Consider the following 23,971-nt stretch of genomic DNA (forward strand, 5'->3'; position numbering starts at 1 on the left):
AAGTACTAATTATAAAGTAACGTATTTTGTAACTTTTTACAAAATTAAAAATTAATCATTCGTGTTTCTTTAGCCATTTCTAAATAGAATTTATTAATATTAAACACTCTATGCAAACCCTCCAGCCTTTAAATTCACTTTCCAAACATAAAAAACGCCAATTTCTATTTAATTACAATAGAAATCGGCGTTTTTAGTTAATCTCAGATGTTTATATCCAAGACATATCTTTATTTTTTAATAAGTACTCATTTTATTTAGCGTATTGATTTACTAAATCTTGAACTTCTTCAGAAGTAGCACAATCAATTGCTCTTTGAGCTAATTCTTCCATTTCATTTTGACTTAAACCTTTGATTTGACGACGTGCTTTAAGTACTGAGGTAGCACTCATTGAGAACTCATCTAATCCTAAGCCTAATAACAATGGAATTGCAATTTCATCGCCAGCCATTTCTCCACACATACCAGTCCATTTACCTTCTTTATGAGAAGCTTCTATTACTTGTTTTACTAAACGTAATATTGAAGGATTATATGGTTGATACAAGTAAGAAACACGTTCTGACATTCTATCAGCAGCCATTGTATATTGAATTAAATCATTCGTTCCTATACTGAAGAAATCAACTTCTTTAGCAAATACATCTGCCAACGCAGCAGTAGAAGGAATTTCTACCATAATACCAAGTTCGATATCATCAGAAACTTCAATGCCTTCATTTGTTAAGTTATCTTTTTCTTCAAGTAACAATGCTTTAGCATCACGGAACTCTTGGATTGTAGCTACCATAGGGAACATGATATTCAATTTACCAAAAGCAGATGCACGTAATAATGCACGCAACTGTGGTCTGAAAATATCAGGTTGATCTAGGCATAAACGGATAGCACGGTAACCTAAGAAAGGATTCATTTCTTCAGGTAAATTCAGATAAGGTAGTTCTTTATCTCCACCAATATCTAAAGTACGTACAACAACGCGTTTATCTTCCATCGTTTCTAATACTTTTTTATAAGCTTCGAACTGCTCATCTTCAGTTGGCATTTCGTCTCTACCCATATATAAAAATTCAGTACGGTATAATCCAATGCCCTCTGCACCATTTTCAATTACACCTTTTAAATCATTCGGTGTACCGATATTGGCAGTAAGTTCAGCGTGTCTACCATCAATTGTAGTTGTCTCTTCATCGCGTAATTTTTGTAATTCTTGCTTGTCTTCAAAGAAACGTTCACGCTTGTTTTGATAAGCAATGACTTCATCTTCAGTAGGATCAATGATGACTTCACCTGTTAAACCGTCAACAATAATCATGTCACCTTGTTTAACTTCTTGAGTAATAGATTTAGTACCTACAACTGCAGCAATTTCTAATGAGCGACTCATAATTGCTGAATGTGAAGTTCTACCACCTATATTAGTTACAAATCCTTGTACAAATTCTTTATTTAATTGAGCAGTATCTGAAGGTGTTAAATCGTTACCGATTATAACAACGCTTTCATCAATCATACTAGGATTTGGTAATTCTACACCTAAAATATGTGCTAACACACGTTTTGAAACATCGCGGATATCAGCAGCACGTTCTTTCATATATTCATTATCCATTGATTCAAAAATAGTAATGAATTGTCCAGTTACATCAGATAATGCAGTTGGTGCGTTAACTTGTTCATTCTTAATTTTTTCTTCGATTGGTTGAATTAATTCAGGATCATCTAAAACAAGTAAATGCGCATCAAAAATTGCTGCTTTATCAGCACCTAAATTTTGTTCAGCATTATTTCTAATTTTAGTTAATTCAACTTTGGATGTTTGAATAGCATTATTGAACTTTGCAATCTCAGCATCTACATCTGACACTTTTTCGCTATCAAATGATAAATCTGGTTCAACTAATAAGTATGCTTTAGCTATAGCTACACCGTCAGATGCAGCTATACCATTTATATAATTAGACATAATTATTTAGTTAATCCTTCTTTAGATAAAATGTCAGTGATTGCTTCAATTGCATCTTTTTCATCGCTACCGTCAGCGTAGATTGTAATTTCAGCATCTTTACCTACACCTAAACTCATAACACCCATGATTGATTTCAAGTTAACTTTTTTACCGTTATATTCTAATTGAATATCAGAATCAAATTTTGAGGCAGTTTGAACAAGCATTGTCGCTGGACGAGCGTGAATACCTGTTTCGTCGATAATTACATATGATTTTTGTTCCATAAAATGATTTCTCCTTCGTATAGTTAGAATCGTTGGTTTATTATAAAACCTAGCATAGTTTTATATAATAACATTACCAAATTATTATTATAAATTCAATTCGTTGCACCCATGACATGACAATATTCAGAGAATTTTAGCTAATTTGTGAAAACGCTATAGTTTTAAACAAGTTCTTTCACAACTTTTTCACATTTTTGAATATGTTCATCTCCAATTTTTTTCATAAAGTAATAACTAATTGATGCTGAAATAGCCTGCCCCACAACCGGGAACCATTTCGTTTGTTTCGCAGCTACACGTTTTGCAACATCTCTAACGACAACTTTTAATATCGCATTCGATATTTTTTTACCTATAAATTGACTACCTTGAATCGCCGCGGCAGCTAAGACACGCTCTTTCATATCATCGCCCATGTTATTCACTTGTTTATGATCTAATCCATAAATTTTATTAACATCTTCAATAATATCTCTCATCAATTTAATATCGACACCAAAATCTAAACCGGGTATTGGCACAATACTGATACTTGATGATAAAACAGATTTTTTTCTAACTAGTGCCTGTGCACGTTTACGTCGTTCTTCAATTTCTATATTTGTGGTAGGTATATTACTTTTTTGTTTGATATCTTCAATTTTTAATACTTTATTACCAACTTTTTGTGTAACATTATTTGTGATTTTATTTTTAAAACCCATTTTATTCACTCCTTAGTAAATTACTTCGTATTAAAAAGAATACCCTTTTTTCATAATTTTACTTTATTTTTACAAAAACAGCCTTTAAATATTTAGAAGGTTTATAGTGTGGATGTGTTTTGAAATCTTTTGGCAAGCCCATTACTTCTACAATTTCATAATCTACTTCTTCTTCTGTTAATGTTTGATTGATTACATTTTTGAATGATTTCAAAGAAAACGTACTATTATTTGTGCATAACAGTAATGTACCGTCAGGCCCTAATATTTCAAGTGCACCTTTAATTAATTTATCGTAATCTTTTAATACGGAAAAAGTTTTTTTCTTGTTTCTAGCAAAACTTGGTGGATCAATAACAATCGTATCGTAAAACAAGTCATGACGACGCGCATAATTAAAGTAATCAAAAGTGTCCATTACATAAATATATTGTGACTTAGGATCAATACCATTCAAGCCAAAATTTTCTTCTGTAAGTGCACGTGATCGGTTTGCTAAATCTACGCTTGTTGTCATTGTTGCGTTTTCGGCAGCTATAACAGAAAATGCACCCGTATAACTAAATACATTTAATATTTCTTTATCTTCAGCATAATGATCTTTTAATTTTTTTCGTACTTCTTTTTGATCTAAAAATATGCCTGTCATAGGTCCATCATTTAAATCTACATTATAGAATGTGAAATTTTCTTCAATAATAATTGGAAACTCAGGTGCTTCACCATCAACAAATCCACCTTGAATTTCTGCGTCTTTAAATCTCATTTTTTCAAATATAGACGTATATTCGAATACATTTTCTAACGCTGATAATACATTATAACGGAATTTATAAATGCCTTTTGAATACCATTGGATTAAGAAATGACCATCATAGTTATCTATGGTTAAACCACCTATACCATCGCCTTCACCATTAAAAACACGAAAAGCATTCGTCCCATCAATATTATAGAAATATTCACGTTCAGCTTTGGCATTTTTAAATAATGTTTCAAAAAATTGTGTGTTAATGACTTCATCTTTGTCATAGCTCAATACCCAGCCAACGCCTTTATGCTGTCTACCAACATAAGCAGTAGCTATATATTGATCTCTATCGTTCATTAAATAAAATAGGTCCCCCTCTTTTAAATGATCGTGTGCATAAATATCTTCTTCATCTACTAATGGGTATTCATTTAAATATTTCGTTTCTTTTCCTCTATTTAACGTGGCAATTTTCATAAATTTATGTCAGCCTTTCTACTTTTATTTATATTTATTATTTGCTTATTCATTTTATCATCTCATTAACATCGTAACATCAATTATCTACAATTCACCAAAATATTATATCTGAAACTTCATAAGTATTTTTATAGAAATTTAATTTTTCAATAAAGATTGGGTCGCCTCACCTTATCAAATATAGTGAATGACATCAGCCGATGCTCATGAATAAGTGCGACTAATCCACATAAAATGTGAAAGAAATTCTATTTAGAAGTTGTGTTTTACCTTTACTTTCAAATAAAAAAAGCCTGAGACAATGCCATGTCCCAGACTTCTTCCTTGTTTCTATTAAAGTAATTAATATTTAGTTGGTTCACGTAACTTCATAACAAATGCTACAAATATAGCCAATAGCATAATGATTAAAATTGGTGTGATAAAGATGGATAATAATAATCCGTGAACCATAATGTTCATAAACTCAGTCAGTAATTTGAAGAATAATAAACTGACCATAAACATTTGCAGATAATAGAACCTATCTTTTAAGAAATTCGTTAATGTTGTCAATATATAAATAATGATAATAATCATTAAAAAGAATAGCGTAATCCATTCTATCACATATTGTGTTTGGGAAATTTCCCAATTACCTGAAACAAAAAGTGAATTCCTATTGTTAAATTCAATTAAAGTAAAGAATAATAAGATGGCTCCACAGAACAACTCTACATATGCAGGTTTAATCCATTTAGGTTTTTTCATCCAATTTGGAATATCATCCTCTTGAATATCGATAATTTCTTTCCATTTAGCAATAAATTTATCTTTTTTATCTCTAGCTTTTTGAATATCAACACTTCTGCGCGTTTTACGTGTAAATTCTGTTGTTTTATCTTGTAGTGTCTTCCATGTTTCTTTCGTTTGATTTGTTACTGATCCTTTGTTAGTTCTTGATAATTCTGGTTCTTCTTCCCCAAGTTCTTGTTTTGTTAAAGGAAGTGATCTTCTTAAAAATAAGAAGTTCCAAATAGACATTTGTCCAAGTAACCACATGATAATAAAGAATGTGTTAACACTCAAAATATCAATAGGAATGATTTCATCGCTTTCAATTCTTCCGTATAAAACAATTTGCGTTATTAAGTAACTTATCCCATAACTGAAAATAATCCATAAATAATGATATTTTCTATGTTCTGTATTTAACTCGTCCTTATAAACGATATAACCAATATGAATTGCAAATGGTATTACGAAAATAATAGCAAAAAAGCTATAAACTTGAGTCATCAATATCAGTGTTATGATGAAAAAAAGAATACCAATAACTAAAAAGAATACTGAAATATCATAGTCATATCTTGTCGTTCTATATAAAGTAAAGCCAATCATAATGACACCAATACCAAATAAAGCAATAATGATGGCACTAATTATCGGGAAATTACCTATGTAATTACTCATTACTCTAATTATTTCACTAAAAAATGCATTTATAAAATCCCATACATTATGAATGTGCAAATCAATTTTACCTTTACCATTTAATTTATTAATTAATGGTAAATTAATTAAAATGATAAGACCTGTGAAAAGCGAAACGATGCCTATAACATAACTATATAATATCTCAGCGTGTTTCTTCAAAAAAGACATACCATTCACCTCAAAAGTTATTATATATGAACATTTAGTTCTTGTCTTTAATTATCTAATAAATAAGTCCATAGTATGATATAAAATGACTTATAGTCAAATTCCCACTTACAATTCATGTTTAAACAATTTTATAAATTTAACTTATTAAGTACATTATCGATGCATTATTTACATTATCCATTAATTAACATTAATCTCATATCAAACTATTGTAATTATATTGAAGTGTTTATATTTTATTCAATTGTGGTATATACTAAATATAGATAATCATAACTATGAAGGAGTGCTTTAATTATGAGTAAAGAAGAATTAAATAAAGAAGCAGCTGAAAAAGCTAAAAAAGCAGAGGATAAATTAAAAGAAGAAAAAGAATCTGCAAAAGATAACACTGAAGAAACTAAACAAAATATTCAAGATACTTTAGACTAGTATAGATACTTGGTATTAATAGTAATTCAATATAAATGTAAATCCGATATGGGAGTGCGACATCAAATCTTATCGAAATGAGGTTTGTGTCCATTCCTATTTTTAAGGGTTTTATAACATGATTACATGTAATAAACTTAAATAACAACGTTTGTCCTTAAAATAATCACTCTATTAACCAACAATTTCTAGCATAACCTTGACATAAACGACGAAAAGTCATACATTATAATTAAATTTAAATAAATCATTCGCACTAGGGGTGTTTTGTGACTGAGATGAGGTATACCCTCAAACCCTTTGAACCTGATCTAGATTAAACTAGCGTAGGAAAGTGTATTGCGATATCACTGAGTAACTTTGGTATCCGTATGCCTATATAAAAACGCGCAACTTTCTAGAAGGTTGTGCGTTTTTTATATTAGGAGGAACAATGATGTCAAAAGGTTTAAAACTATCCGAAATACTTGTAACTGTGCTTATCGCAGTTGTTTTCGCTATTATTTATAATATTTGGAATTTTGTCTATAAAGCTGTACAGGTAACTGGACTTCATTTTGAAGAACTCACTTATGGTGCCTGGTTTATGGCAGCAGTCGTAGCTTATCTCATAATTCCAAAAGCCGGTATTGCTGTGCTTGCAGAATTTGCTGCAGGTGCTGGTGAAACAATTGTAATGGGTCGTTTTGATATTGCAACGATGGTCTATGCATTATTACAAGGTTTAGCTTGCGAAATTATATTTGCTATTTTTCGATATAAATCACGTTCAGCAATGGTTGCGATGCTAGCAGGATTTTTAGCTTCAGTTGCAACACTACCTTTAGATTTTGCCTATGGTTATCTAGGAGAAGTCGCGGGTTGGAATCTTGCTTTATACATCATATTTAGATTAATTAGCGGTATTATCGTTGCCGGTCTCTTATCTTATTATATTGTTAAAGCACTTGACCAAACTGGTGTAACAAAATTATTCAGACCAGCAACCCAGAGTGATTATGACAATCTATAAGGAGTAATAATGTTGATAGCTACTAAAAATTTACGCTTGAAATATCCAAATGGTCAAAAAAAAATATTCGACAATTTGTCTATTCAAATAAAAGATAAAGAAAAGGTATTATTATTAGGTCCTTCTGGTTCAGGTAAAAGTACTTTATTAAACGTACTTAGTGGCATTGTGCCAAACTTGATAGATTTGCCGTTAAAATATGATGCATTAGAAGTCGATCCTTCAAGTGGTGTCATATTCCAAGATCCAGATACTCAATTTTGTATGCCTAAAGTTTATGAAGAACTTGCATTTGTACTAGAAAATCAACAAGTTCCTCGGGAAGAAATGGATCATCGTATTGAGGAAGCACTAATGACAGTTGGATTAAACGTGGACAAAAATCAATATATTAATGAATTAAGTGGCGGTATGAAACAAAAACTTGCGATTGCTGAGACAATTTTACAACAAGCAACGACACTATTTTTAGATGAACCTACCGCGATGTTAGATGTAGAGTCAACTGCTGATTTATGGCAAAAAATTCAATCATTGTGGCGAGACCAAACTGTACTTATAGTAGAACACAAAGTCGAACATATATGGCAACATGTCGATCGTGTCGTTTTAATGAATTATGATGGTGCCATCATTGCAGATGCCCCACCTTCTCAAATTTTAAATTATTATGAAGCGCTATTAACTGAATATGGTGTTTGGCATCCAAAAGCTTGGCATTCTGCACCAAAAGCACTAAATTTTTCAGATTCTGATTCATCTCATTTTAATTTCCAAATTCAAGATGCAGTTATTAAACGTGGAAAGCAGCAACTCATTAACATTCCTAAGTTAAATGTCAATGCGGGAGAATGGATATCCATTACCGGGTCCAATGGTTCAGGTAAAACTTCACTGCTCGAATCAATGATGCAATTAATTAAATATGAAGGTCAGATGTACATCAATCATCATATTTACACTAAAATTAAATCTGCAGCAAAATCTATGTATCTTGTGTATCAAAATCCCGAATTACAATTTATAACAAATTCTGTATACGACGAAATTCATATACAAAACAAAAACAAATTTAATTCAACGGATGAAGCTAAACAGCAAACTGAATCATTATTAAAAACGCTTAACTTAACATCAGTACAAATACAACACCCTTATGAATTATCTATGGGACAAAAACGACGCTTAAGTGTTGCCATTGCTTTAAGTGCTTCTTCTGATTTAATTTTACTTGACGAACCTACATTTGGACTTGATAGTCACAATACATTTAACCTAATTAAGCTGTTTCAACAGAGAATTAAACAAGGACAAACCATTATCATGGTTACACATGACCCAGAAATTATTGCACGTTACCCAACTCGAAGACTACATCTCGAACATCACCATTTAATAGAAAAGACAGGTGATACGTATGTTTGATATGTGGAAAAAACACCATTCCTTTATCGATGATGTAAATATCATTACTAAATTAGGGATTGCTGTTATATTATTCTTCTTTGTCATATTTGTTCATCAATTCGATTATATGTTTTATATTACGTGCTTAATGCTTGCTCTATTATTAATATTCAATGGCTTGCAATTTAAAATTACCTTAGTATTTATCACTTTTACGATACTTTTCAGTTTAGTGTCCGCATTATTCATGATTTTTTATGGTGATGGGACGCACTTACTATTCAAATTTGGGTTTATACAAATAACAACTGAAAGTTTGTATCGTGGCTTACATTTAGCGATGCGTACAACAACGGTTTCATTTTTTGGAATCTTAATTGCTTTTACTTCACAAATCGTTCTTGTATTTTATAGTTTAATGCAACATTTAAAAGTAAAACCCAAAGTAGCATATGCCTTTATGGCGGCAATACGCATGGTGCCATTAATGTTTATGTCTTTTTTACAATTAAGAAAATCATTAAAAATACGTTATCAATTAATAAGTGCCCAAAATTATCGAGGTATAAAAAGAGTCAAGCACCTCATCATTCCGTTATTAAGTCAAAACATCAGGAAGGCACATCAGCTTTCAGTAGCAATGGAAAAAAAAGGCTTCAAAGATGGACCTCGAACATATTATTATCCTGCACCTTTCTCGTATAAAGATATTCTGTTAATTATAGTTATGGGACTCATATTAATAAGTGCCTATTACTTATCACTATATTTCCCAATAACTGGAATCGACGATGTCCGTATAACAAGTATTTATTAAAAAAGTTCAACTAACTTTTCGAAATCATTTTTATCCAAAAAAATAAAAGCGATGGAACAAAACCTAAACCAGTTTGTTCCATCGCTTTTTTGCTATTTTTGTTTTATCGCTTTGTCACTGATGTCAGAACGATAAAATAATGCATTACTTTGAATTTGGTCAACCGCTTCATAAGCATTAGCTTTAGCTTCACTAATGTCGCTACCTTCGCCTAAAGCGAGAATAACACGACCTCCTGAAGTTACGTAATGTTGATCAACTTTATTTAAACCACTTACAAAGTATCTTCCATCTAATGTAAACCCTGAAACGACCTCACCTTTATTATAAGTACCTGGATAGCCTTTAGACGCAAGCATAACCCCTACAACCGCATCTTTTTTCCACTTAAATTGAATCGGTTGCTTCGCCTCTAAATCTAAAATGTGTTGCATCAAATCACTTTCCATTCGAGTCAACAACACTTGCGCTTCTGGATCTCCAAACCTTGCATTAAACTCAATCACCTTAGGACCATCTTTTGTTATAATTGCGCCTATATATAGCACACCAAAAAATGAATAGCCCTCTTTCGCCATTGCTTGTGCAATTGGCTGAGCAATTTCTTTATTTGTACGTTCTATCATACCCTTATCAATATGAGGTACCGGACAGTATGCTCCCATACCACCAGTATTAGGACCTTCATCATTGTCAAACGCACGTTTATGATCTTGCGCAATACAATCAAATGGCACAGCATAATCTTGATTAACAAATGTCATAAGTGAAAATTCCTCGCCTTCAAGAAATTGTTCAAATACAACTGTGCCATTTTCTTCAGAATATAAAATGTCTATTCCTTCACGTGCTTCATCGATATTATTAGCAATAATAACACCTTTACCTGCGGCTAATCCATCTTTTTTCAGTACAATTGGAAATTCACATGTGTCAATATAGGCTAATGCATCTGTTTTGTTATTTGTTTCTTTGTAAGCTGCAGTTGGAATGTCATACTTTTCCATGAGTTGTTTTGCAAATAATTTTGAACCTTCAATTTGTGCTGCAGCTTCATTTGGACCAAATACTTTTATATTTTCTGTTTGCAATTTATCGGTTAATCCTTCGGTTAATGGCTGTTCAGGTCCAATAATTACCCATGAAACATTCTGTGTCTTAGCAAAATCTACAATTTTTTCATGATTCGCTTCATCTATATCTGTATGTACTGTCGCTATATTTTTCATAGCGCCATTGCCTGGTATCACATGAATTTCATTAATAAGTGGAGACTGTTTTAATTTAAATGCTAATACATGCTCTCTACCACCTGCACCAATTACGAGTACTTTCATAAGCTACATTTCCTCCAATATTAATTAATGTTTAAAATGTCTTACGCCTGTTGTAACCATTGCAATACCATGTTTATTTGCCATATCAATAGATTCTTGATCTTTGATAGAACCACCTGGTTGAATAATTGCTTTAATACCAGAATTTGCAGCTAATTCTACCGTGTCATCCATAGGGAAGAAACCATCTGAAACCATAGCAACGTCATCGTTTATTTCAATCGCTCTTTCAATTGCAATTTGAGCAGAACCTACTCTATTCATTTGACCTGCACCAATACCCACTGTTTGTTTTGCATTACTTAAGATAACAGCATTACTTTTAACTGATGCAACAACTTTCCATCCAAGAAGCATAGCATCCCATTGCGCTTCTGTTGGCTCAACTTCTGTAACGACTGTCATGTCTTCTCTATTTAATTTGACATTATCTTTATCTTGTACAAGATAACCTCCTGATACAGAGACAAGTTCTTGTTCACTATTATCAATTGTCATATCAATCTCTAAAAGCCTAATATTTTTCTTTTTACCTAACACTTCTAGAGCTTCTTGTGTAAATTTTGGTGCAATAACAACTTCTAAAAAGATACCATGCAATACTTCTGCCAATGATTTTTCTACAGTTCTATTCAAAGCAACAATACCACCAAAAATAGACTGATTATCTGCATCGAAAGCATGTTTATATGCCTCATCAATTGTTTCAGCAACGCCCACGCCACATGGATTCATATGCTTAACAGCAACAGCAGCAGGTTGTTCAAATTGTTTCACCAATGATAACGCTGCATCCGCATCTTTGATATTGTTATAGCTTAATTGCTTGCCATGTAATTGTTTGGCACCTGCTAAAGTATGTTTGGCATCAGATGTTCTAACAAAATAAGCTGATTGTTGTGGATTTTCACCATAACGTAAACTTTCCTTATTATCTTTAAAATAGTCTACAATCGCTGCGTCATATTCATTTGTATGTTCAAATACTTTAATCATAAGTGATTTGCGATAAGCTTCATCTAATGTGCCATTTTTCAATTTATCAATCACTTCATTATAATCAGCAGGATGTACAACGGTGATAACATGTTTGAAGTTCTTTGCTGCAGCACGCAGCATCGTTGGTCCACCGATATCAATGTTTTCAATTGCATCTTCTTCTGTCACATTAGGGTTTGCAACCGTTTCTTTAAATGGATATAAATTGACAACTACCATATCTATTAAATCAATACCTTGTGCTTGCAGTTGTTCTAAATGTTCAGGTTTATCTCTATCAGCTAAAATACCGCCGTGTACAGATGGATGTAATGTTTTAACTCTGCCATCCATAATTTCTTCAAACTCTGTCAACTCTGAAATCGACTTCACAGGTAACCCGCCATTGGCTAATTCACGCATTGTTCCGCCCGTTGAATATAATTCATAATTTTGCTCTATTAATGATTGACCAAAGGTTACAATACCTGCTTTATTAGACACACTTAATATTGCTTTCTTCATTTAAATTAGCACCTCTTATTGAATGATTTTTGATATGACTTCTGGATATAATTCATGCTCTATTGCTTTAATTCTTTCTTCAAGATCAGATTTATTATCGTCCGGATAAATATCACATTGACGTTGTTCAATAATTTCTCCCGTATCCATACCACTGTCAACATAATGTACTGTTGAACCAGTTATTGTATCGCCACTTGCTAGCGCTTGTCCTATAGCATCTTTCCCTTTATATTTTGGTAATAATGAAGGGTGAATATTTAAAATGCGTTTATCATAAGCTCTTAAAATATTTTCACCTATTAATTTCATATAGCCAGCTAGAACAATCCACTCTACTTTTTCAGACGTTAACCATTCTATAATTTTACGTTCATAATCCGCTTTAGAATCAAAATTTTTCAATTCATTAATATGAACATCTAAATGATATTTGCGCGCGCGTTCAATACAATATGCATTTACTTGATCTGTATAAAGTGAGGTTACTTCAATATTTGGTAGTTCCCCTTGTTTGATTTTAGACATAATACTTTCAAAATTACTTCCAGAACCAGAAGCAAATATAGCTATTTTGGTCAATTTTATACCCCCGTTAATTGGATTGGTTCGTTGCCTTTAACAGTTTCACCAATTTTATATGCCTTGATATTTTGACCATTAAGTATTTCTAATGTTGATTCAACTTGGTTATTATCAACGACTAAAGTAAAGCCAATACCCATGTTAAAAATGTTATACATTTCATCAGTTGAGATGTTTCCTTGTTCTTGTAACCAATCAAATATAGCTGGCGTAGGAAATTGCGTGACATCAATCTTGGCTGTTATCCCCTCAGGTAAGGCTCTAGGTATATTTTCATAAAAACCGCCCCCTGTAATATGGGTCATGGCATATATCTTAATAGATGATTTAACAGCTAACACGGGTTTTACATATAAACGTGTGGGTTTCAAAAAAGCATCTAAAAATGTCTGTTCTTGATTGAATGGTTCACTTAATTTAATACCTGATTGTTGTATTAATTTTCTAACTAAACTATAACCATTGGAATGTATGCCACTAGATTCAAGACCTATAATTGCTTGTCCAGGTTCAACAGATGAGCCATCAATATAGTCATCCTTTTCTACTGCACCTACTGCGAAGCCTGCTAAATCATATTCACCCTCGTGATACATTTCTCCCATTTCAGCTGTTTCTCCACCGATTAAAGCTGTATTGGTCTCTTCACAGCCATCACTTACCCCTTTGACAATTTGCTCAATGACTTCAGGAACGACTTTATTAGTTGCAATATAATCTAAAAAGTAAAGTGGTTCTGCACCTGTAGTTAAAATATCATTGACACACATTGCGACAGCATCTATACCAATCGTGTCATGTTTATCGTTATCGATGGCTAATTTTAATTTTGTACCTACACCATCTGTACCTGATACAAGTAAAGGTGCTTTCATATTTAACTGTGACAAATCAAATGTAGCACCAAAGCCACCCAATCCACCAAGTACTTCTTTGCGCATTGTTCTTTGGACATGACTTGTCATTCGTTCTACCGCTTCATACCCTGCATTAATATCGACGCCTGCTTGTTGATATGCTTTAGACATTTAAATTACCCTCTCTATCAAAGTATTGTTGATGATTTGCTAAGTACGCTTTTTGACGTTCACTTAAATGCGCTACATAATCTTGCTCATAATCATATAAACCTGCAGGATAATCACCTGTGAAACTTTCAACACAAAGTCCACTATAAGGCGCATCGCAATCAAGTCCAATAGAATCAATTAGACCTTCGACTGTTAAATAAGCCAGTGAATCTGCTCCAATATAATCACTAATCTCCTCGGGCGATTTATTTGATGAAATAAGCTCTGCCGTTGTTGAAACATCTATGCCATAAAAACTTGGAAACATAAACTCAGGAGAAGCAATGCGTACATGAACTTCCTTAGCGCCTGCGTCTTTCAACATTTGTACTATACGTTTACTCGTAGTACCTCTGACAATCGAATCATCTACTAAGACAATATTTTTATCATAGACAATATCTTTTACAGCAGATAATTTTACGCGGACGCCTTGTTCACGTAATTCTTGTGTCGGTTGAATAAATGTTCTTGCAACATATTGATTTTTAACAAGACCCATTTCATACGGCAGTCTACTCTCTTCGGCATAACCAGATGCTGCTGAAAGTGAAGAATTAGGTACACCAATAACCATGTCCGCATTTGATGCTGGACTTTCTTTCGCTAATTGCTTACCAGACTGTTTTCTAACAGCATGAACATTTTTACCGGCAATGGTTGAATCAGGTCTAGCAAAGTAAATATACTCCATAGCTGAAATAGCCGTCGTTGTATGACGCGTATAAGATTCGACTCTGATCCCATCATCATTGATGACTACATATTCTCCAGCATGAATATCTCTTACAAATTCAGCACCTAGGACATCGATTGCACATGTTTCACTGGCAATAATATATGAACCATTTTTCATTTTACCAACAGCTAATGGTCGAATCGCATTAGGGTCAACTGCACCATATAAAGCGTCTTTAGTTAGTACCGCAAAAGTAAATCCGCCTTTTATTTTTCTTAAACTTTCTTGAAAAGCATCTTCAAATGTAGGTGCTTTACTTCTGCGTATCAAGTGCATGATAACTTCAGTATCTGAAGAAGAGTGAAAAATAGAGCCTTGATGTTCTAAAGATTTTTTTAGACTTTGCGCATTGATAAGATTACCATTATGACAAACTGCAACACTCATATCATAAAAATGATATAAAAACGGTTGAATATTCTCTATACCTTTATTCCCGGATGTTGCGTATCTCACATGCCCAATTGCATGTTGATATGTTTTAAATGATTCCATTTGTGTATCTGATATCGCATCTGTCAATAAACCTAAACCACGTTCACCTTTAAGCACTTCACCATTTGAACAAACGATTCCAGCACCTTCTTGACCACGATGTTGCAAACTGTGTAGTCCCATATAGGTTAATTGAGCAGATTCCGGATGATTCCATATGCCAAACACGCCACATTCTTCATTTAATCCGTTGCTGTCATACATTGAGGTATAGCTCCTTCCCATAAATCATTTAAATGTTTTACATCACGCACAATTTCGCTCTGTTCATTTGTCACTTTAAATTGTTGATCATTAGTCACTTTACCAATCTCAACAGCATAATCGCAGTTTAATGATTGACCATTTTTTACGATTACAATATAACGTCCTTGTGTTTCACTAAACAGTTGCGCATTCGTAACACTTAGTTTCGCCTGTAAACCAAGTTGGTAATGTGCACTGATACGAGCTAAAGTAAGCAATAAGCCACCTTTACCTACTGTTTGCACATGTGAAGCTACCCCTTCTCGAATTGCTTGTTTTATCGATTCACCTTTACGAACTTCTTGCGATAAATCAATGGATTCAAATTCATGATTCACTTGACCATACAACAATTTCTCTATTTGACTACCACCGAAATCATCATTTGTATCACCAACAACATATAATGTATCTCCTACAGAAGGATTAAAATGATTAAGATAACTTATGTCATCGATGAGACCAACCATACCTACTACAGGTGTTGGGAATATAGATGTTTCTCTCGTTTCGTTATATAAAGACACATTACCCGAAACGACAGGTGTGCTTAAAACCTCACATGCTTCTGCCATACCTTTTGTTGAATCTGCTAATTGTTGATATATTTCTTTCTTCTCAGGTGAGCCATAATTTAAACAATCCGTCATAGCTAAAGGCGTTGCACCTACAGAAATTAAATTTCTATACGCTTCGGCAACAACTATCTTTCCACCTTCATATGGATTGTTAAATACATAGCGGGCTTCTCCATCAATCGTTGACGCAATAGCTTTATCAGTTCCTTCAACGCGCACAACAGAGGCTTGTAATCCTGGCTTAACTATCGTATTAGCACCTACTTGTTGATCATATTGTTCGTATAAATAACGCTTCGAAGCTATAGTTGGGTGTTGTAATAATTGATCAAATACGGATTCAACATCTACACTGCTATAGTCATTTTTAGTTTCATTGTATTCTGGCGACGTACCTTCAAGTACATAAACTGGCGCTTCATCAGATAAAGGTTGAACTGGAATATCGGCAAATACTTCATCTTCATAAGTTAATACGAAACGATCCGTGTCAGTTACTTCTCCAATTACTGCACTGTCTAACTCATGTTTATCAAAGAGGTCTAAGAATTTTTGTTCTGTTCCCTTTTCTACAACAAGCAACATACGTTCTTGAGTTTCAGATAACATCATTTCATACGGTGAAATACCTTGTTCTCTTGTAGGGACTTGTTCTAAACGTAAATGTAAGCCACTACCACCTTTAGCTGCCATTTCTGAGGATGATGATGTTAGTCCTGCAGCCCCCATGTCTTGGATACCAACGAGTTCATCAAATGTGATGGCTTCTAGCGTGGCTTCCATTAATTTTTTACCTACAAATGGATCACCAATTTGAACAGATGGTCGTTTGCTTTCACTATCTTCACTTAATTCTTCAGAAGCAAAAGTCGCACCATGAATACCATCGCGGCCAGTTTTTAAACCAACATAAATAACAGAGTTTCCAACGCCTTTAGCCGTCCCTTTTTGAACCATGTCGTGATCAATAATGCCTACACACATCGCATTGACGAGTGGGTTGCCATCATATCGATCATCAAACTCTATTTCTCCAGCAGTTGTAGGAATTCCTATACAGTTACCATAGCCACCTATACCTGCAACAACGCCACGTAAAAGTCGACGGTTTTGTTTTTCTGTCAATTCACCAAACCTTAGACTATTCAATAAATTAATTGGACGTGCACCAATAGAAACAATATCTCTAATAATGCCTCCCACACCAGTAGCTGCGCCTTGGTATGGTTCAACTGCAGAAGGGTGATTGTGTGACTCAACCTTGAACACAACCGCTTGGTTATCACCAATATCAACAACGCCTGCGCCTTCTCCTGGGCCCATTAAAACATGTTCACCTGAAGTTGGAAATTGTGTTAAAAAGGGTTTGGAATGTTTATAAGAACAGTGTTCACTCCACATAACTGAGAAAATACCAATCTCCGTAAAGTTAGGTTCACGACCTAAAATATCACAAACCTTTGCGTATTCTTCATCACTTAATCCCATATCCTTGTACAGTTGTTCAATTTTAATATCTTCAGAACTTGGTTCAATAAATTTAGACATTTTGTTCCCTCCAACTATTTACCATTGCTTGAAATAATTTTACGCCGCTATCTGTACCAAGAATTGGTTCAATAGCACGTTCCGGATGAGGCATCATACCACACACATTGCCCTGTTCATTGATAATACCTGCGATATCATTAAAAGAACCATTCGGATTATTGACATATTTTAATATAATTTGATTATTTGCCTCTAAACGATCATACATATCTTGAGTACAATAATAATGTCCTTCACCATGCGCAACAGGATAAACTACAGTTTCATCCTCATTATATAAATTTGTGAATGCCGTATTATGATTTACCACACGTAATGATTCATTTCGACTCACGAATAAATGAGAATCATTATGTAGTAAAGCACCTGGAAGTAAACCAATTTCAGTTAGAATTTGAAACCCATTACACACACCAAGTACCGGTTTACCTTCTTTCGCAAATTGTTTTACTGCTTCTGTAATTGGTGCAACACTTGCCATTGCCCCAGAACGTAAATAATCACCAAAAGAAAAACCACCTGGTATCAGTACACCATCAAAACCGTCCAACGATGTATTTCTATAATCTACATATTCTGCTTCTACATCTGATTTCAATGCAGCATTATACATGTCTCTGTCGCAATTTGATCCTGGAAATTTCAGCACTGCAAATTTCATTATGCCTTCTCTCCTTCTTCCAATACTTTATAGCTATATTCTTCAATAACAGTATTAGCAAAAAGTTTTTCACTTAACGTAGTTACAACATTATGAACTGCTTCGTCAGTTGCTTCATCAACAGTCATATAGAGTACTTTACCAACTCTGATATCATTGACTTGCTTATATCCTAAATCATGTACAGCTCGATTTAATGCTTGTCCTTGTGTATCTAATACTTGTGGTTGTAATGTAATATGCAATTCAATTGTTTTCATTGTTAGAGTGCCTCCAATTTATTTAAAAAAGTCTGATATGTCTCGATAATTGATCCTGTATCTTCTCGATAAACATCTTTATCAAAATTTGTATCACTTTGTTTATCCCAAATTCGACATGTATCTGGAGAAATTTCATCAGCCAATAAAATTTCACCTTCATTTGTGCGTCCGAATTCAATTTTAAAATCGACTAATCTTAAATTCATTTTGTCCATTAAGTTCACTAATACTTCATTAATTTCTGTTGCTGCTTCTTTTAATTTTTCAATTTCACCATCATTAGCAATTTGAAGTAGTTTAATATGGTCTTCAGTGATAAGGGGGTCGTTCAAATCATCATTCTTGTAGAAAAATTCAACTAATGGTGTTTCAAATGTATGTCCTTTTTCAAAACCTAGTCTTTTTGTAATTGAGCCTGCTGCAATATTTCTAACTACAACTTCTAAAGGAATGATTTCAACCGAATTAACTAATTGTTCCGTTTCAGATATTTGCTCAATAAAATGACTATTCAAGCCTTTAGCTTTCAAATAATTAAATATACGAGAGGTAATTTGGTTATTTAAGCGTCCTTTCCCTTCAATGAAGTCTTTTTTAGCACCATTACCAGCTGTCACTTCATCTTTATATTCAACTCTTAGTACATCAGACGTTCCTGTTGAAAAAATTCTTTTAGCCTTTCCTTCATATAACAAAGACATATATTTATCTCCCTTCAAATTGTTTAAGCAACTTTTGTTCAGTTTCATTTATATCATTAGTTAACACCGTTAAATGTCCCATCTTACGATTAAATTTACGTTCGTTTTTGCCATAGATATGGACATGCCATTCAGGGTGTTCTGCGAATTGATCTTCTAATAAATCTAAATCTCTGCCTAATAAGTTCATCATAATCGCCGGTTTCAATAGTGTTACTTGTTGTGGTAATTGTTGTCCTGTTATTGCCTTAATATGTGTATCAAATTGAGAATATTCGCAAGCTTCAATTGAATAATGTCCGGAATTATGCGGTCTAGGCGCAATTTCATTTACATATAGTTGATTCTGTTGATCTATAAAAAATTCAACTGTAAATGTACCTATAAAATGTATGGCTTTAATTATTTTATTTACTTCATTACGCGCTTCTTGCTCTTTATTATCTTGTACTCGCGCAGGCACGATTGTTTTAAATAGTATTTGATTTTGATGTTCATTTTCTTGTAGAGGGAAATATGTGATCTGATTGTTTGTACCGATGGTTACTGTCAAAGAAACTTCTTTACTTAAGTTTAGGTACTGTTCTGCTACACATTCTTGTGCTTGAATCAGTTGACGCGCTTCATCTAAATGAGTGGCGTCTTTAACAAGCACTTGACCTTTACCGTCATATCCACCGAAACGTGTTTTAACAATAAAAGGATATCCAATTGAATCAACCGCTTTAACTAAATCGTCATAGTCAGTTAATTGGAGGAACGGCGCTATATTACTGCCAGAATCTTGTAAAGTTTGTTTCTCCGTCAGGCGATCTTGAAGTAATTGAATCGCTTGATAGCCTTGAGGAATATTATATTTTGAAGCTAATGCTTGTAATTGATTAGCCGAGATATTTTCAAATTCGTACGTTATTACATCTGATAATGCTCCAAGTCGATCTAGTGCTATTTGGTCGTCATACGCAGCGTTGATGAACTCGTTGGCAACATACTGGCAAGGACATGATGAATTGGGATCTAACACAATCACTTTGTATCCCATTTGTTGGGCAGACTGCGCCATCATTTTGCCCAGTTGACCGCCTCCTATGATACCTATGGTTGAGCCGAATTTTAATTTACTCAAGTTCATCTTGCATATCACTCACTTTCTCAACTAAAGATTTTTCATAATTTTCCAAATTCTTTTGCACTGTTTGATTACCAATACTAAGTATTCTTGCAGCCAAGATACCCGCATTTTTAGCGCCAGCTTTACCTATTGCTGTCGTTGCTACTGGAATACCACCTGGCATTTGTACAATTGACAATAGCGAATCCATTCCTTTTAAACTTTTAGACTCAATAGGAACGCCAATTACTGGTAAAGTCGTCATTGACGCAACCATACCTGGTAAATGCGCAGCACCGCCTGCACCAGCGATAATGACATCATATCCTGCATCTCTCGCTTCTCTTGAAAATTCAAACATTAATTGAGGCGTACGATGTGCTGAAACTACTTTTTTATCATACGGAATTTCAAATTGGTCTAACATCGAACAACTTTCTTTCATTGTTTCCCAATCAGAAGAACTTCCCATAATGACTACTACTTTCAAAATGAACACCCTTTCAGAAATTTGAAATGATACTACTATTAGATGTATATTACAGATATAGCATAACAAGTAAATGATGCTTTTTCAATCAAAAATCGAACTTTAATACTTTTTTTTTGTTTAATCTACGTCTTTTGGTTGTTAATTATCCCATCATTTGTGTTAATGTTAAGTAAAGTTCAAACATTCAAGGAGGATTTTTTCATGGTCGCAAAAATTTTAGACGGTAAACAAATCGCTAAAGATTACAGACAAGGACTTAAAGATCAAGTTGAAGCTTTACAAGCTGAGGGGTATACACCAAAATTATCTGTCATTCTAGTCGGTAATGATGGTGCAAGTCAAAGTTATGTCAACTCTAAAAAGAAAGCTGCGGAAAAGATTGGAATGATTTCAGAAATTGTTCATCTCGACGAATCTACTTCTGAAGCAGACGTTTTAAACGAATTAAAACGCTTAAATGAAGATGATAGTGTGAGCGGTATATTAGTCCAAGTACCACTTCCTGATCAAGTAAGTGAACAAAAAGTATTAGAATCTATTAACCCAGCAAAAGATGTCGATGGCTTCCATCCTGAAAATATTGGTAAGCTTTATATTGATCAACAAACATTTGTACCTTGTACACCATTAGGTATCATGGAACTTTTAAATCATGCCGATATTGATTTAGAAGGAAAAGACGCTGTTGTTATCGGACGTAGTCACATTGTAGGTCAACCAGTTTCTAAATTATTACTTCAAAAAAATGCTTCCGTAACGATTCTTCATTCAAGAACTAAAGATATGAAGCGTTATTTAAAAAATGCTGACATCATTGTTAGTGCTGTGGGTCGTCCTGGATTAGTAACAAAAGAAGACGTTAAAGAAGGCGCGGTTGTAATCGATGTAGGGAATACACCTGATGAAAATGGTAAATTAAAAGGTGATATCGAATACGATGAAGTTAAAGAAGTGGCAGGTGCAATTACACCCGTACCTGGTGGCGTTGGCCCAATGACAATTACAATGGTATTAAATAACACACTTATAGCTGAAAAAATGCGTAGAGGGATTGAATAAACTCGCGAGATAAAGAATCAATTTTTTTGATATTTATATAAATAAAATGCTTTACTGCTTCATTAACAAAACAAGACACGTTAAGTTCAATACGACTTAACGTGTCTTGTTTTTTGTTAATTTATATTATTTCATTCAATCATATAACACTTTATACACCAACACTTAATTTAGGGATAAACGATTCGAAATGAATTTTCGTTTCATCAACTTCCATTTCTTTTAAGGTAGTGATGATAGATTGAAGGAAATTAACACCACCACAAACATAAATTTCAGTATCTTTTGTTATAAATTGATTCAAATACGATGCATCCATATAACCCATTTTATGCTTATCATAAATAATATAATCGTTATTCTCTTTACTTTCAGCTATTGCCTCTAGTTTATTTGAGAATGGTATATCTGTATCATTAATAATATTTTGAATAAATTGAATTGGCGCTTCTGACTTAGCCACTTGATTAAACATTGGAATTAAAGGTGTAACCCCGATACCGGATCCAATAAATAGTTGTGGTGACTCACTGTTGACCACGGAAAACGGACCTACTGGTGCTGATAATTGAATCGTATCGCCTTCTTTGTATTCACTATGAAGTATCGTAGACACTTCCCCTTCATGTGTTGTTGTTACATCATGTTTAACTGCAAAAGTCAGTGTTTCACTATCACCTTCTACAATTGAATAATGGCGTTTAGCACGGTATGGTAGTGACGCACTCTTCACATCGACCGTGACATATTGACCTGGTTTAAATTTACTCATGTCTATTTCATCAGATTTAACTGTAAATGCTTTGATGTCTGTAGCTACAGTTTCTATATTTTTAATTACAAATGCTTGGAAACCATCCCATGCCATTGTTTTATAAATATCTTTTTCAACTTCAATAAATACTTTAGCAATTTCTCCGTATGCTTTAGCCCAAGTGTCTAAGATTGCATCATCATCCGATAATTTTAAAACATTTTGGATGGCAGCTAATAAATTTTCACCTACAATATCATAACCAGCTGGCGGCACCTGTAATGCACAATGTTTAAATGCAATTTCTTTCACAACTGGTAAAATACGTGTCAAATCATCAATATTCATCGCTGCAGCTAATACACTCTGTGCTAACGCCGTTGATTGCAATCCTTTCTTTTGGTTTGTTTGATTAAACATATTTTTTAATTCAGGGTGCTGTGTAAACATTCTATTATAGAAAAACGATGTGATTTCTACCCCTCTTTCTTGCAATACCGGAACCGTTTCTTTAATAATCGCTTTTTCTTTTTCATTCAACATAATAAGCACTTCCATTTCTTCAAATATAGATTTATCATTTCTACTTTATTTTATTACAAATTATTGTATTTCAAAACAAATTTGTGATAAAATTCACAAAAAGTTCATTTTACTTAATTTTAACTAAAAATTACAATTATATTTAAATAAATAAGGTATATTAGGACTATAGTATGATGTAATACACAGCGCATTACAGTATAGTATAGATAAATCAATTAAAGTCTCTTCTTGGAGGTCAATAAATGAATAAACTTATACAATCGTTATCAGCAATTGGCGTTTCTGCAACTCTTGTATCCCCAAACCTAAGTGCAGAAGCCACTGACAATTCAATTCCAGAGCTTAAAGGTACGAATGATACAATCATAGATAAAGGTGAAGAATATAATCTTTTAAATGGTGTACATGCATACGATAAAGAAGACGGCGATTTAACACATAAAATTAAAGTTGATGGTAATGTTAATATCAACCAAGCTGGAAAATACAAAATTGAGTATAAAGTGGAAGATTCAAACGGCGCATCAAGTAAATCGATACGTTATATAGAAGTTAAATAAATTAAAATTTCATACATAGCAAAAACCAAGCTAAATGATAACCTTTATCACTACTTTTTTGATAAAATCACCCTTTCGCCTTAAATATGACACTTTTCACAAAATGTACACATAATTTTAACAAATCTTTGAAAGCCCACCAGACGTTGAGTTTGTTGGGTTTCTTTTAATTTTACAATATTTTTTTCGCACAAACACTTGTAAATATTGCGTAATATCTTAAAATTG

The 23,971-nt window shown here is 33.4% G+C and carries 23 protein-coding genes and 1 riboswitch; of the genes, 6 read left to right on the top strand and 17 right to left on the bottom strand.

What is annotated here, in order from left to right; genetic code table 11:
* Positions 1 to 253: 253 nt before the first annotated feature.
* The 5 genes from ptsP to auxA form a co-directional block, all read right to left on the bottom strand.
* Positions 254 to 1,969, bottom strand: a complete 1,716-nt coding sequence (ptsP, locus tag ACM6UH_RS09640; protein WP_011303425.1) for a phosphoenolpyruvate--protein phosphotransferase — start codon at positions 1,967 to 1,969, stop codon at positions 254 to 256.
* 2 nt (positions 1,970 to 1,971) lie between these two features.
* Positions 1,972 to 2,238, bottom strand: a complete 267-nt coding sequence (locus ACM6UH_RS09645) for a phosphocarrier protein HPr (protein ID WP_002483688.1) — start codon at positions 2,236 to 2,238, stop codon at positions 1,972 to 1,974.
* A 164-nt stretch (positions 2,239 to 2,402) separates the two neighbouring features.
* The gene (locus ACM6UH_RS09650) at positions 2,403 to 2,945 is read right to left on the bottom strand and encodes a hypothetical protein (protein ID WP_002483689.1); all 543 of its coding nucleotides are present in this window, start codon (positions 2,943 to 2,945) and stop codon (positions 2,403 to 2,405) included.
* A 58-nt stretch (positions 2,946 to 3,003) separates the two neighbouring features.
* Positions 3,004 to 4,173, bottom strand: a complete 1,170-nt coding sequence (locus ACM6UH_RS09655; RefSeq protein WP_047502458.1) for a class I SAM-dependent rRNA methyltransferase — start codon at positions 4,171 to 4,173, stop codon at positions 3,004 to 3,006.
* A 345-nt stretch (positions 4,174 to 4,518) separates the two neighbouring features.
* Entirely contained in the window at positions 4,519 to 5,820 is a 1,302-nt protein-coding gene (gene auxA / locus ACM6UH_RS09660; RefSeq protein ID WP_011303427.1) for a lipoteichoic acid stability factor AuxA, read from the bottom strand.
* Between the two features lie 300 nt (positions 5,821 to 6,120).
* Here auxA and graF point away from each other — a divergent pair, with 300 nt between their 5' ends.
* The 4 genes from graF to ACM6UH_RS09680 all read left to right on the top strand — a co-directional run bounded on the left by graF (position 6,121) and on the right by ACM6UH_RS09680 (position 9,491).
* Complete coding sequence (gene graF / locus ACM6UH_RS09665; RefSeq protein ID WP_002483692.1) at positions 6,121 to 6,255, top strand: glycopeptide resistance-associated protein GraF; 135 nt, start codon at positions 6,121 to 6,123, stop codon at positions 6,253 to 6,255.
* 248 nt (positions 6,256 to 6,503) lie between these two features.
* A riboswitch (TPP riboswitch) is annotated at positions 6,504 to 6,605 on the top strand.
* 86 nt (positions 6,606 to 6,691) lie between these two features.
* The gene (locus tag ACM6UH_RS09670) at positions 6,692 to 7,267 is read left to right on the top strand and encodes an ECF transporter S component (RefSeq protein ID WP_011303428.1); all 576 of its coding nucleotides are present in this window, start codon (positions 6,692 to 6,694) and stop codon (positions 7,265 to 7,267) included.
* 12 nt (positions 7,268 to 7,279) lie between these two features.
* On the top strand, positions 7,280 to 8,692 hold the full coding sequence (locus ACM6UH_RS09675) for an ABC transporter ATP-binding protein (RefSeq protein WP_041784911.1): 1,413 nt from the start codon (positions 7,280 to 7,282) through the stop codon (positions 8,690 to 8,692).
* Positions 8,685 to 9,491 carry an energy-coupling factor transporter transmembrane component T family protein gene (locus ACM6UH_RS09680; RefSeq protein WP_011303430.1) on the top strand — a complete coding sequence of 269 codons (807 nt, stop codon included), beginning with the start codon at positions 8,685 to 8,687 and terminating at the stop codon, positions 9,489 to 9,491. Before ACM6UH_RS09675 ends, ACM6UH_RS09680 begins: the two co-directional genes overlap by 8 nt.
* Positions 9,492 to 9,583: 92 nt before the next feature.
* Here ACM6UH_RS09680 and purD read toward each other — a convergent pair whose 3' ends face one another.
* From purD to purE, 11 genes are read right to left on the bottom strand one after another with little or no spacing between them, the layout of a single operon-like run.
* On the bottom strand, positions 9,584 to 10,828 hold the full coding sequence (gene purD, locus ACM6UH_RS09685) for a phosphoribosylamine--glycine ligase (RefSeq protein WP_011303431.1): 1,245 nt from the start codon (positions 10,826 to 10,828) through the stop codon (positions 9,584 to 9,586).
* 24 nt (positions 10,829 to 10,852) lie between these two features.
* On the bottom strand, positions 10,853 to 12,331 hold the full coding sequence (gene purH, locus ACM6UH_RS09690) for a bifunctional phosphoribosylaminoimidazolecarboxamide formyltransferase/IMP cyclohydrolase (protein WP_011303432.1): 1,479 nt from the start codon (positions 12,329 to 12,331) through the stop codon (positions 10,853 to 10,855).
* Positions 12,332 to 12,346: 15 nt separating this feature from the next.
* Positions 12,347 to 12,913 carry a phosphoribosylglycinamide formyltransferase gene (gene purN / locus ACM6UH_RS09695; protein WP_011303433.1) on the bottom strand — a complete coding sequence of 189 codons (567 nt, stop codon included), beginning with the start codon at positions 12,911 to 12,913 and terminating at the stop codon, positions 12,347 to 12,349.
* Between the two features lie 2 nt (positions 12,914 to 12,915).
* On the bottom strand, positions 12,916 to 13,944 hold the full coding sequence (gene purM, locus ACM6UH_RS09700; protein ID WP_011303434.1) for a phosphoribosylformylglycinamidine cyclo-ligase: 1,029 nt from the start codon (positions 13,942 to 13,944) through the stop codon (positions 12,916 to 12,918).
* Positions 13,937 to 15,424 (bottom strand): amidophosphoribosyltransferase, encoded by a 1,488-nt coding sequence (gene purF / locus ACM6UH_RS09705; RefSeq protein ID WP_011303435.1) that lies wholly within the window; start codon positions 15,422 to 15,424, stop codon positions 13,937 to 13,939. Before purF ends, purM begins: the two co-directional genes overlap by 8 nt.
* Positions 15,403 to 17,592, bottom strand: coding sequence for a phosphoribosylformylglycinamidine synthase subunit PurL (gene purL / locus ACM6UH_RS09710; protein WP_011303436.1), 2,190 nt, complete (start codon positions 17,590 to 17,592; stop codon positions 15,403 to 15,405). Before purL ends, purF begins: the two co-directional genes overlap by 22 nt.
* The gene (purQ, locus tag ACM6UH_RS09715) at positions 17,585 to 18,256 is read right to left on the bottom strand and encodes a phosphoribosylformylglycinamidine synthase subunit PurQ (RefSeq protein WP_011303437.1); all 672 of its coding nucleotides are present in this window, start codon (positions 18,254 to 18,256) and stop codon (positions 17,585 to 17,587) included. The genes purL and purQ overlap by 8 nt, the downstream gene beginning before the upstream one ends.
* The gene (gene purS / locus ACM6UH_RS09720) at positions 18,256 to 18,516 is read right to left on the bottom strand and encodes a phosphoribosylformylglycinamidine synthase subunit PurS (protein ID WP_011303438.1); all 261 of its coding nucleotides are present in this window, start codon (positions 18,514 to 18,516) and stop codon (positions 18,256 to 18,258) included. Before purS ends, purQ begins: the two co-directional genes overlap by 1 nt.
* 2 nt (positions 18,517 to 18,518) lie before the next feature.
* On the bottom strand, positions 18,519 to 19,220 hold the full coding sequence (purC, locus tag ACM6UH_RS09725) for a phosphoribosylaminoimidazolesuccinocarboxamide synthase (protein ID WP_011303439.1): 702 nt from the start codon (positions 19,218 to 19,220) through the stop codon (positions 18,519 to 18,521).
* Positions 19,221 to 19,224: 4 nt separating this feature from the next.
* Positions 19,225 to 20,352, bottom strand: a complete 1,128-nt coding sequence (gene purK, locus ACM6UH_RS09730; protein ID WP_011303440.1) for a 5-(carboxyamino)imidazole ribonucleotide synthase — start codon at positions 20,350 to 20,352, stop codon at positions 19,225 to 19,227.
* Positions 20,339 to 20,821 carry a 5-(carboxyamino)imidazole ribonucleotide mutase gene (gene purE / locus ACM6UH_RS09735; RefSeq protein WP_011303441.1) on the bottom strand — a complete coding sequence of 161 codons (483 nt, stop codon included), beginning with the start codon at positions 20,819 to 20,821 and terminating at the stop codon, positions 20,339 to 20,341. Before purE ends, purK begins: the two co-directional genes overlap by 14 nt.
* A gap of 204 nt (positions 20,822 to 21,025) precedes the next feature.
* Between purE and folD the strand changes: the two genes are divergently transcribed.
* Entirely contained in the window at positions 21,026 to 21,883 is an 858-nt protein-coding gene (gene folD / locus ACM6UH_RS09740) for a bifunctional methylenetetrahydrofolate dehydrogenase/methenyltetrahydrofolate cyclohydrolase FolD (protein WP_011303442.1), read from the top strand.
* A 151-nt stretch (positions 21,884 to 22,034) separates the two neighbouring features.
* On the opposite strand, the gene ACM6UH_RS09745 is transcribed toward folD, so the two are convergent.
* Positions 22,035 to 23,180, bottom strand: coding sequence for a globin domain-containing protein (locus ACM6UH_RS09745; protein WP_002483708.1), 1,146 nt, complete (start codon positions 23,178 to 23,180; stop codon positions 22,035 to 22,037).
* Positions 23,181 to 23,425: 245 nt separating this feature from the next.
* On the opposite strand from ACM6UH_RS09745, the gene ACM6UH_RS09750 reads away from it, so the two are divergent.
* Entirely contained in the window at positions 23,426 to 23,743 is a 318-nt protein-coding gene (locus ACM6UH_RS09750) for a DUF5011 domain-containing protein (protein WP_002483709.1), read from the top strand.
* The last annotated feature ends 228 nt before the right edge of the window (positions 23,744 to 23,971 follow it).

The organism is Staphylococcus sp. LKG4-2, from assembly GCF_050955665.1.
In the GTDB taxonomy this organism is placed as follows: Bacteria; Bacillota; Bacilli; order Staphylococcales; family Staphylococcaceae; genus Staphylococcus; species Staphylococcus saprophyticus.

Bases quoted from the DNA above. Each gene is read 5' to 3' on its own strand.
- ptsP (WP_011303425.1), bottom strand. From the start codon at position 1,969: ATGTCTAATTATATAAATGGTATAGCTGCATCTGACGGTGTAGCTATA.
- ACM6UH_RS09645 (WP_002483688.1), bottom strand. From the start codon at position 2,238: ATGGAACAAAAATCATATGTAATTATCGACGAAACAGGTATTCACGCT.
- ACM6UH_RS09650 (WP_002483689.1), bottom strand. From the start codon at position 2,945: ATGGGTTTTAAAAATAAAATCACAAATAATGTTACACAAAAAGTTGGT.
- ACM6UH_RS09655 (WP_047502458.1), bottom strand. From the start codon at position 4,173: ATGAAAATTGCCACGTTAAATAGAGGAAAAGAAACGAAATATTTAAAT.
- auxA (WP_011303427.1), bottom strand. From the start codon at position 5,820: ATGTCTTTTTTGAAGAAACACGCTGAGATATTATATAGTTATGTTATA.
- graF (WP_002483692.1), top strand. From the start codon at position 6,121: ATGAGTAAAGAAGAATTAAATAAAGAAGCAGCTGAAAAAGCTAAAAAA.
- ACM6UH_RS09670 (WP_011303428.1), top strand. From the start codon at position 6,692: ATGTCAAAAGGTTTAAAACTATCCGAAATACTTGTAACTGTGCTTATC.
- ACM6UH_RS09680 (WP_011303430.1), top strand. From the start codon at position 8,685: ATGTTTGATATGTGGAAAAAACACCATTCCTTTATCGATGATGTAAAT.
- purD (WP_011303431.1), bottom strand. From the start codon at position 10,828: ATGAAAGTACTCGTAATTGGTGCAGGTGGTAGAGAGCATGTATTAGCA.
- purH (WP_011303432.1), bottom strand. From the start codon at position 12,331: ATGAAGAAAGCAATATTAAGTGTGTCTAATAAAGCAGGTATTGTAACC.
- purM (WP_011303434.1), bottom strand. From the start codon at position 13,944: ATGTCTAAAGCATATCAACAAGCAGGCGTCGATATTAATGCAGGGTAT.
- purF (WP_011303435.1), bottom strand. From the start codon at position 15,424: ATGTATGACAGCAACGGATTAAATGAAGAATGTGGCGTGTTTGGCATA.
- purL (WP_011303436.1), bottom strand. From the start codon at position 17,592: ATGTCTAAATTTATTGAACCAAGTTCTGAAGATATTAAAATTGAACAA.
- purQ (WP_011303437.1), bottom strand. From the start codon at position 18,256: ATGAAATTTGCAGTGCTGAAATTTCCAGGATCAAATTGCGACAGAGAC.
- purS (WP_011303438.1), bottom strand. From the start codon at position 18,516: ATGAAAACAATTGAATTGCATATTACATTACAACCACAAGTATTAGAT.
- purC (WP_011303439.1), bottom strand. From the start codon at position 19,220: ATGTCTTTGTTATATGAAGGAAAGGCTAAAAGAATTTTTTCAACAGGA.
- purK (WP_011303440.1), bottom strand. From the start codon at position 20,352: ATGAACTTGAGTAAATTAAAATTCGGCTCAACCATAGGTATCATAGGA.
- folD (WP_011303442.1), top strand. From the start codon at position 21,026: ATGGTCGCAAAAATTTTAGACGGTAAACAAATCGCTAAAGATTACAGA.
- ACM6UH_RS09745 (WP_002483708.1), bottom strand. From the start codon at position 23,180: ATGTTGAATGAAAAAGAAAAAGCGATTATTAAAGAAACGGTTCCGGTA.
- ACM6UH_RS09750 (WP_002483709.1), top strand. From the start codon at position 23,426: ATGAATAAACTTATACAATCGTTATCAGCAATTGGCGTTTCTGCAACT.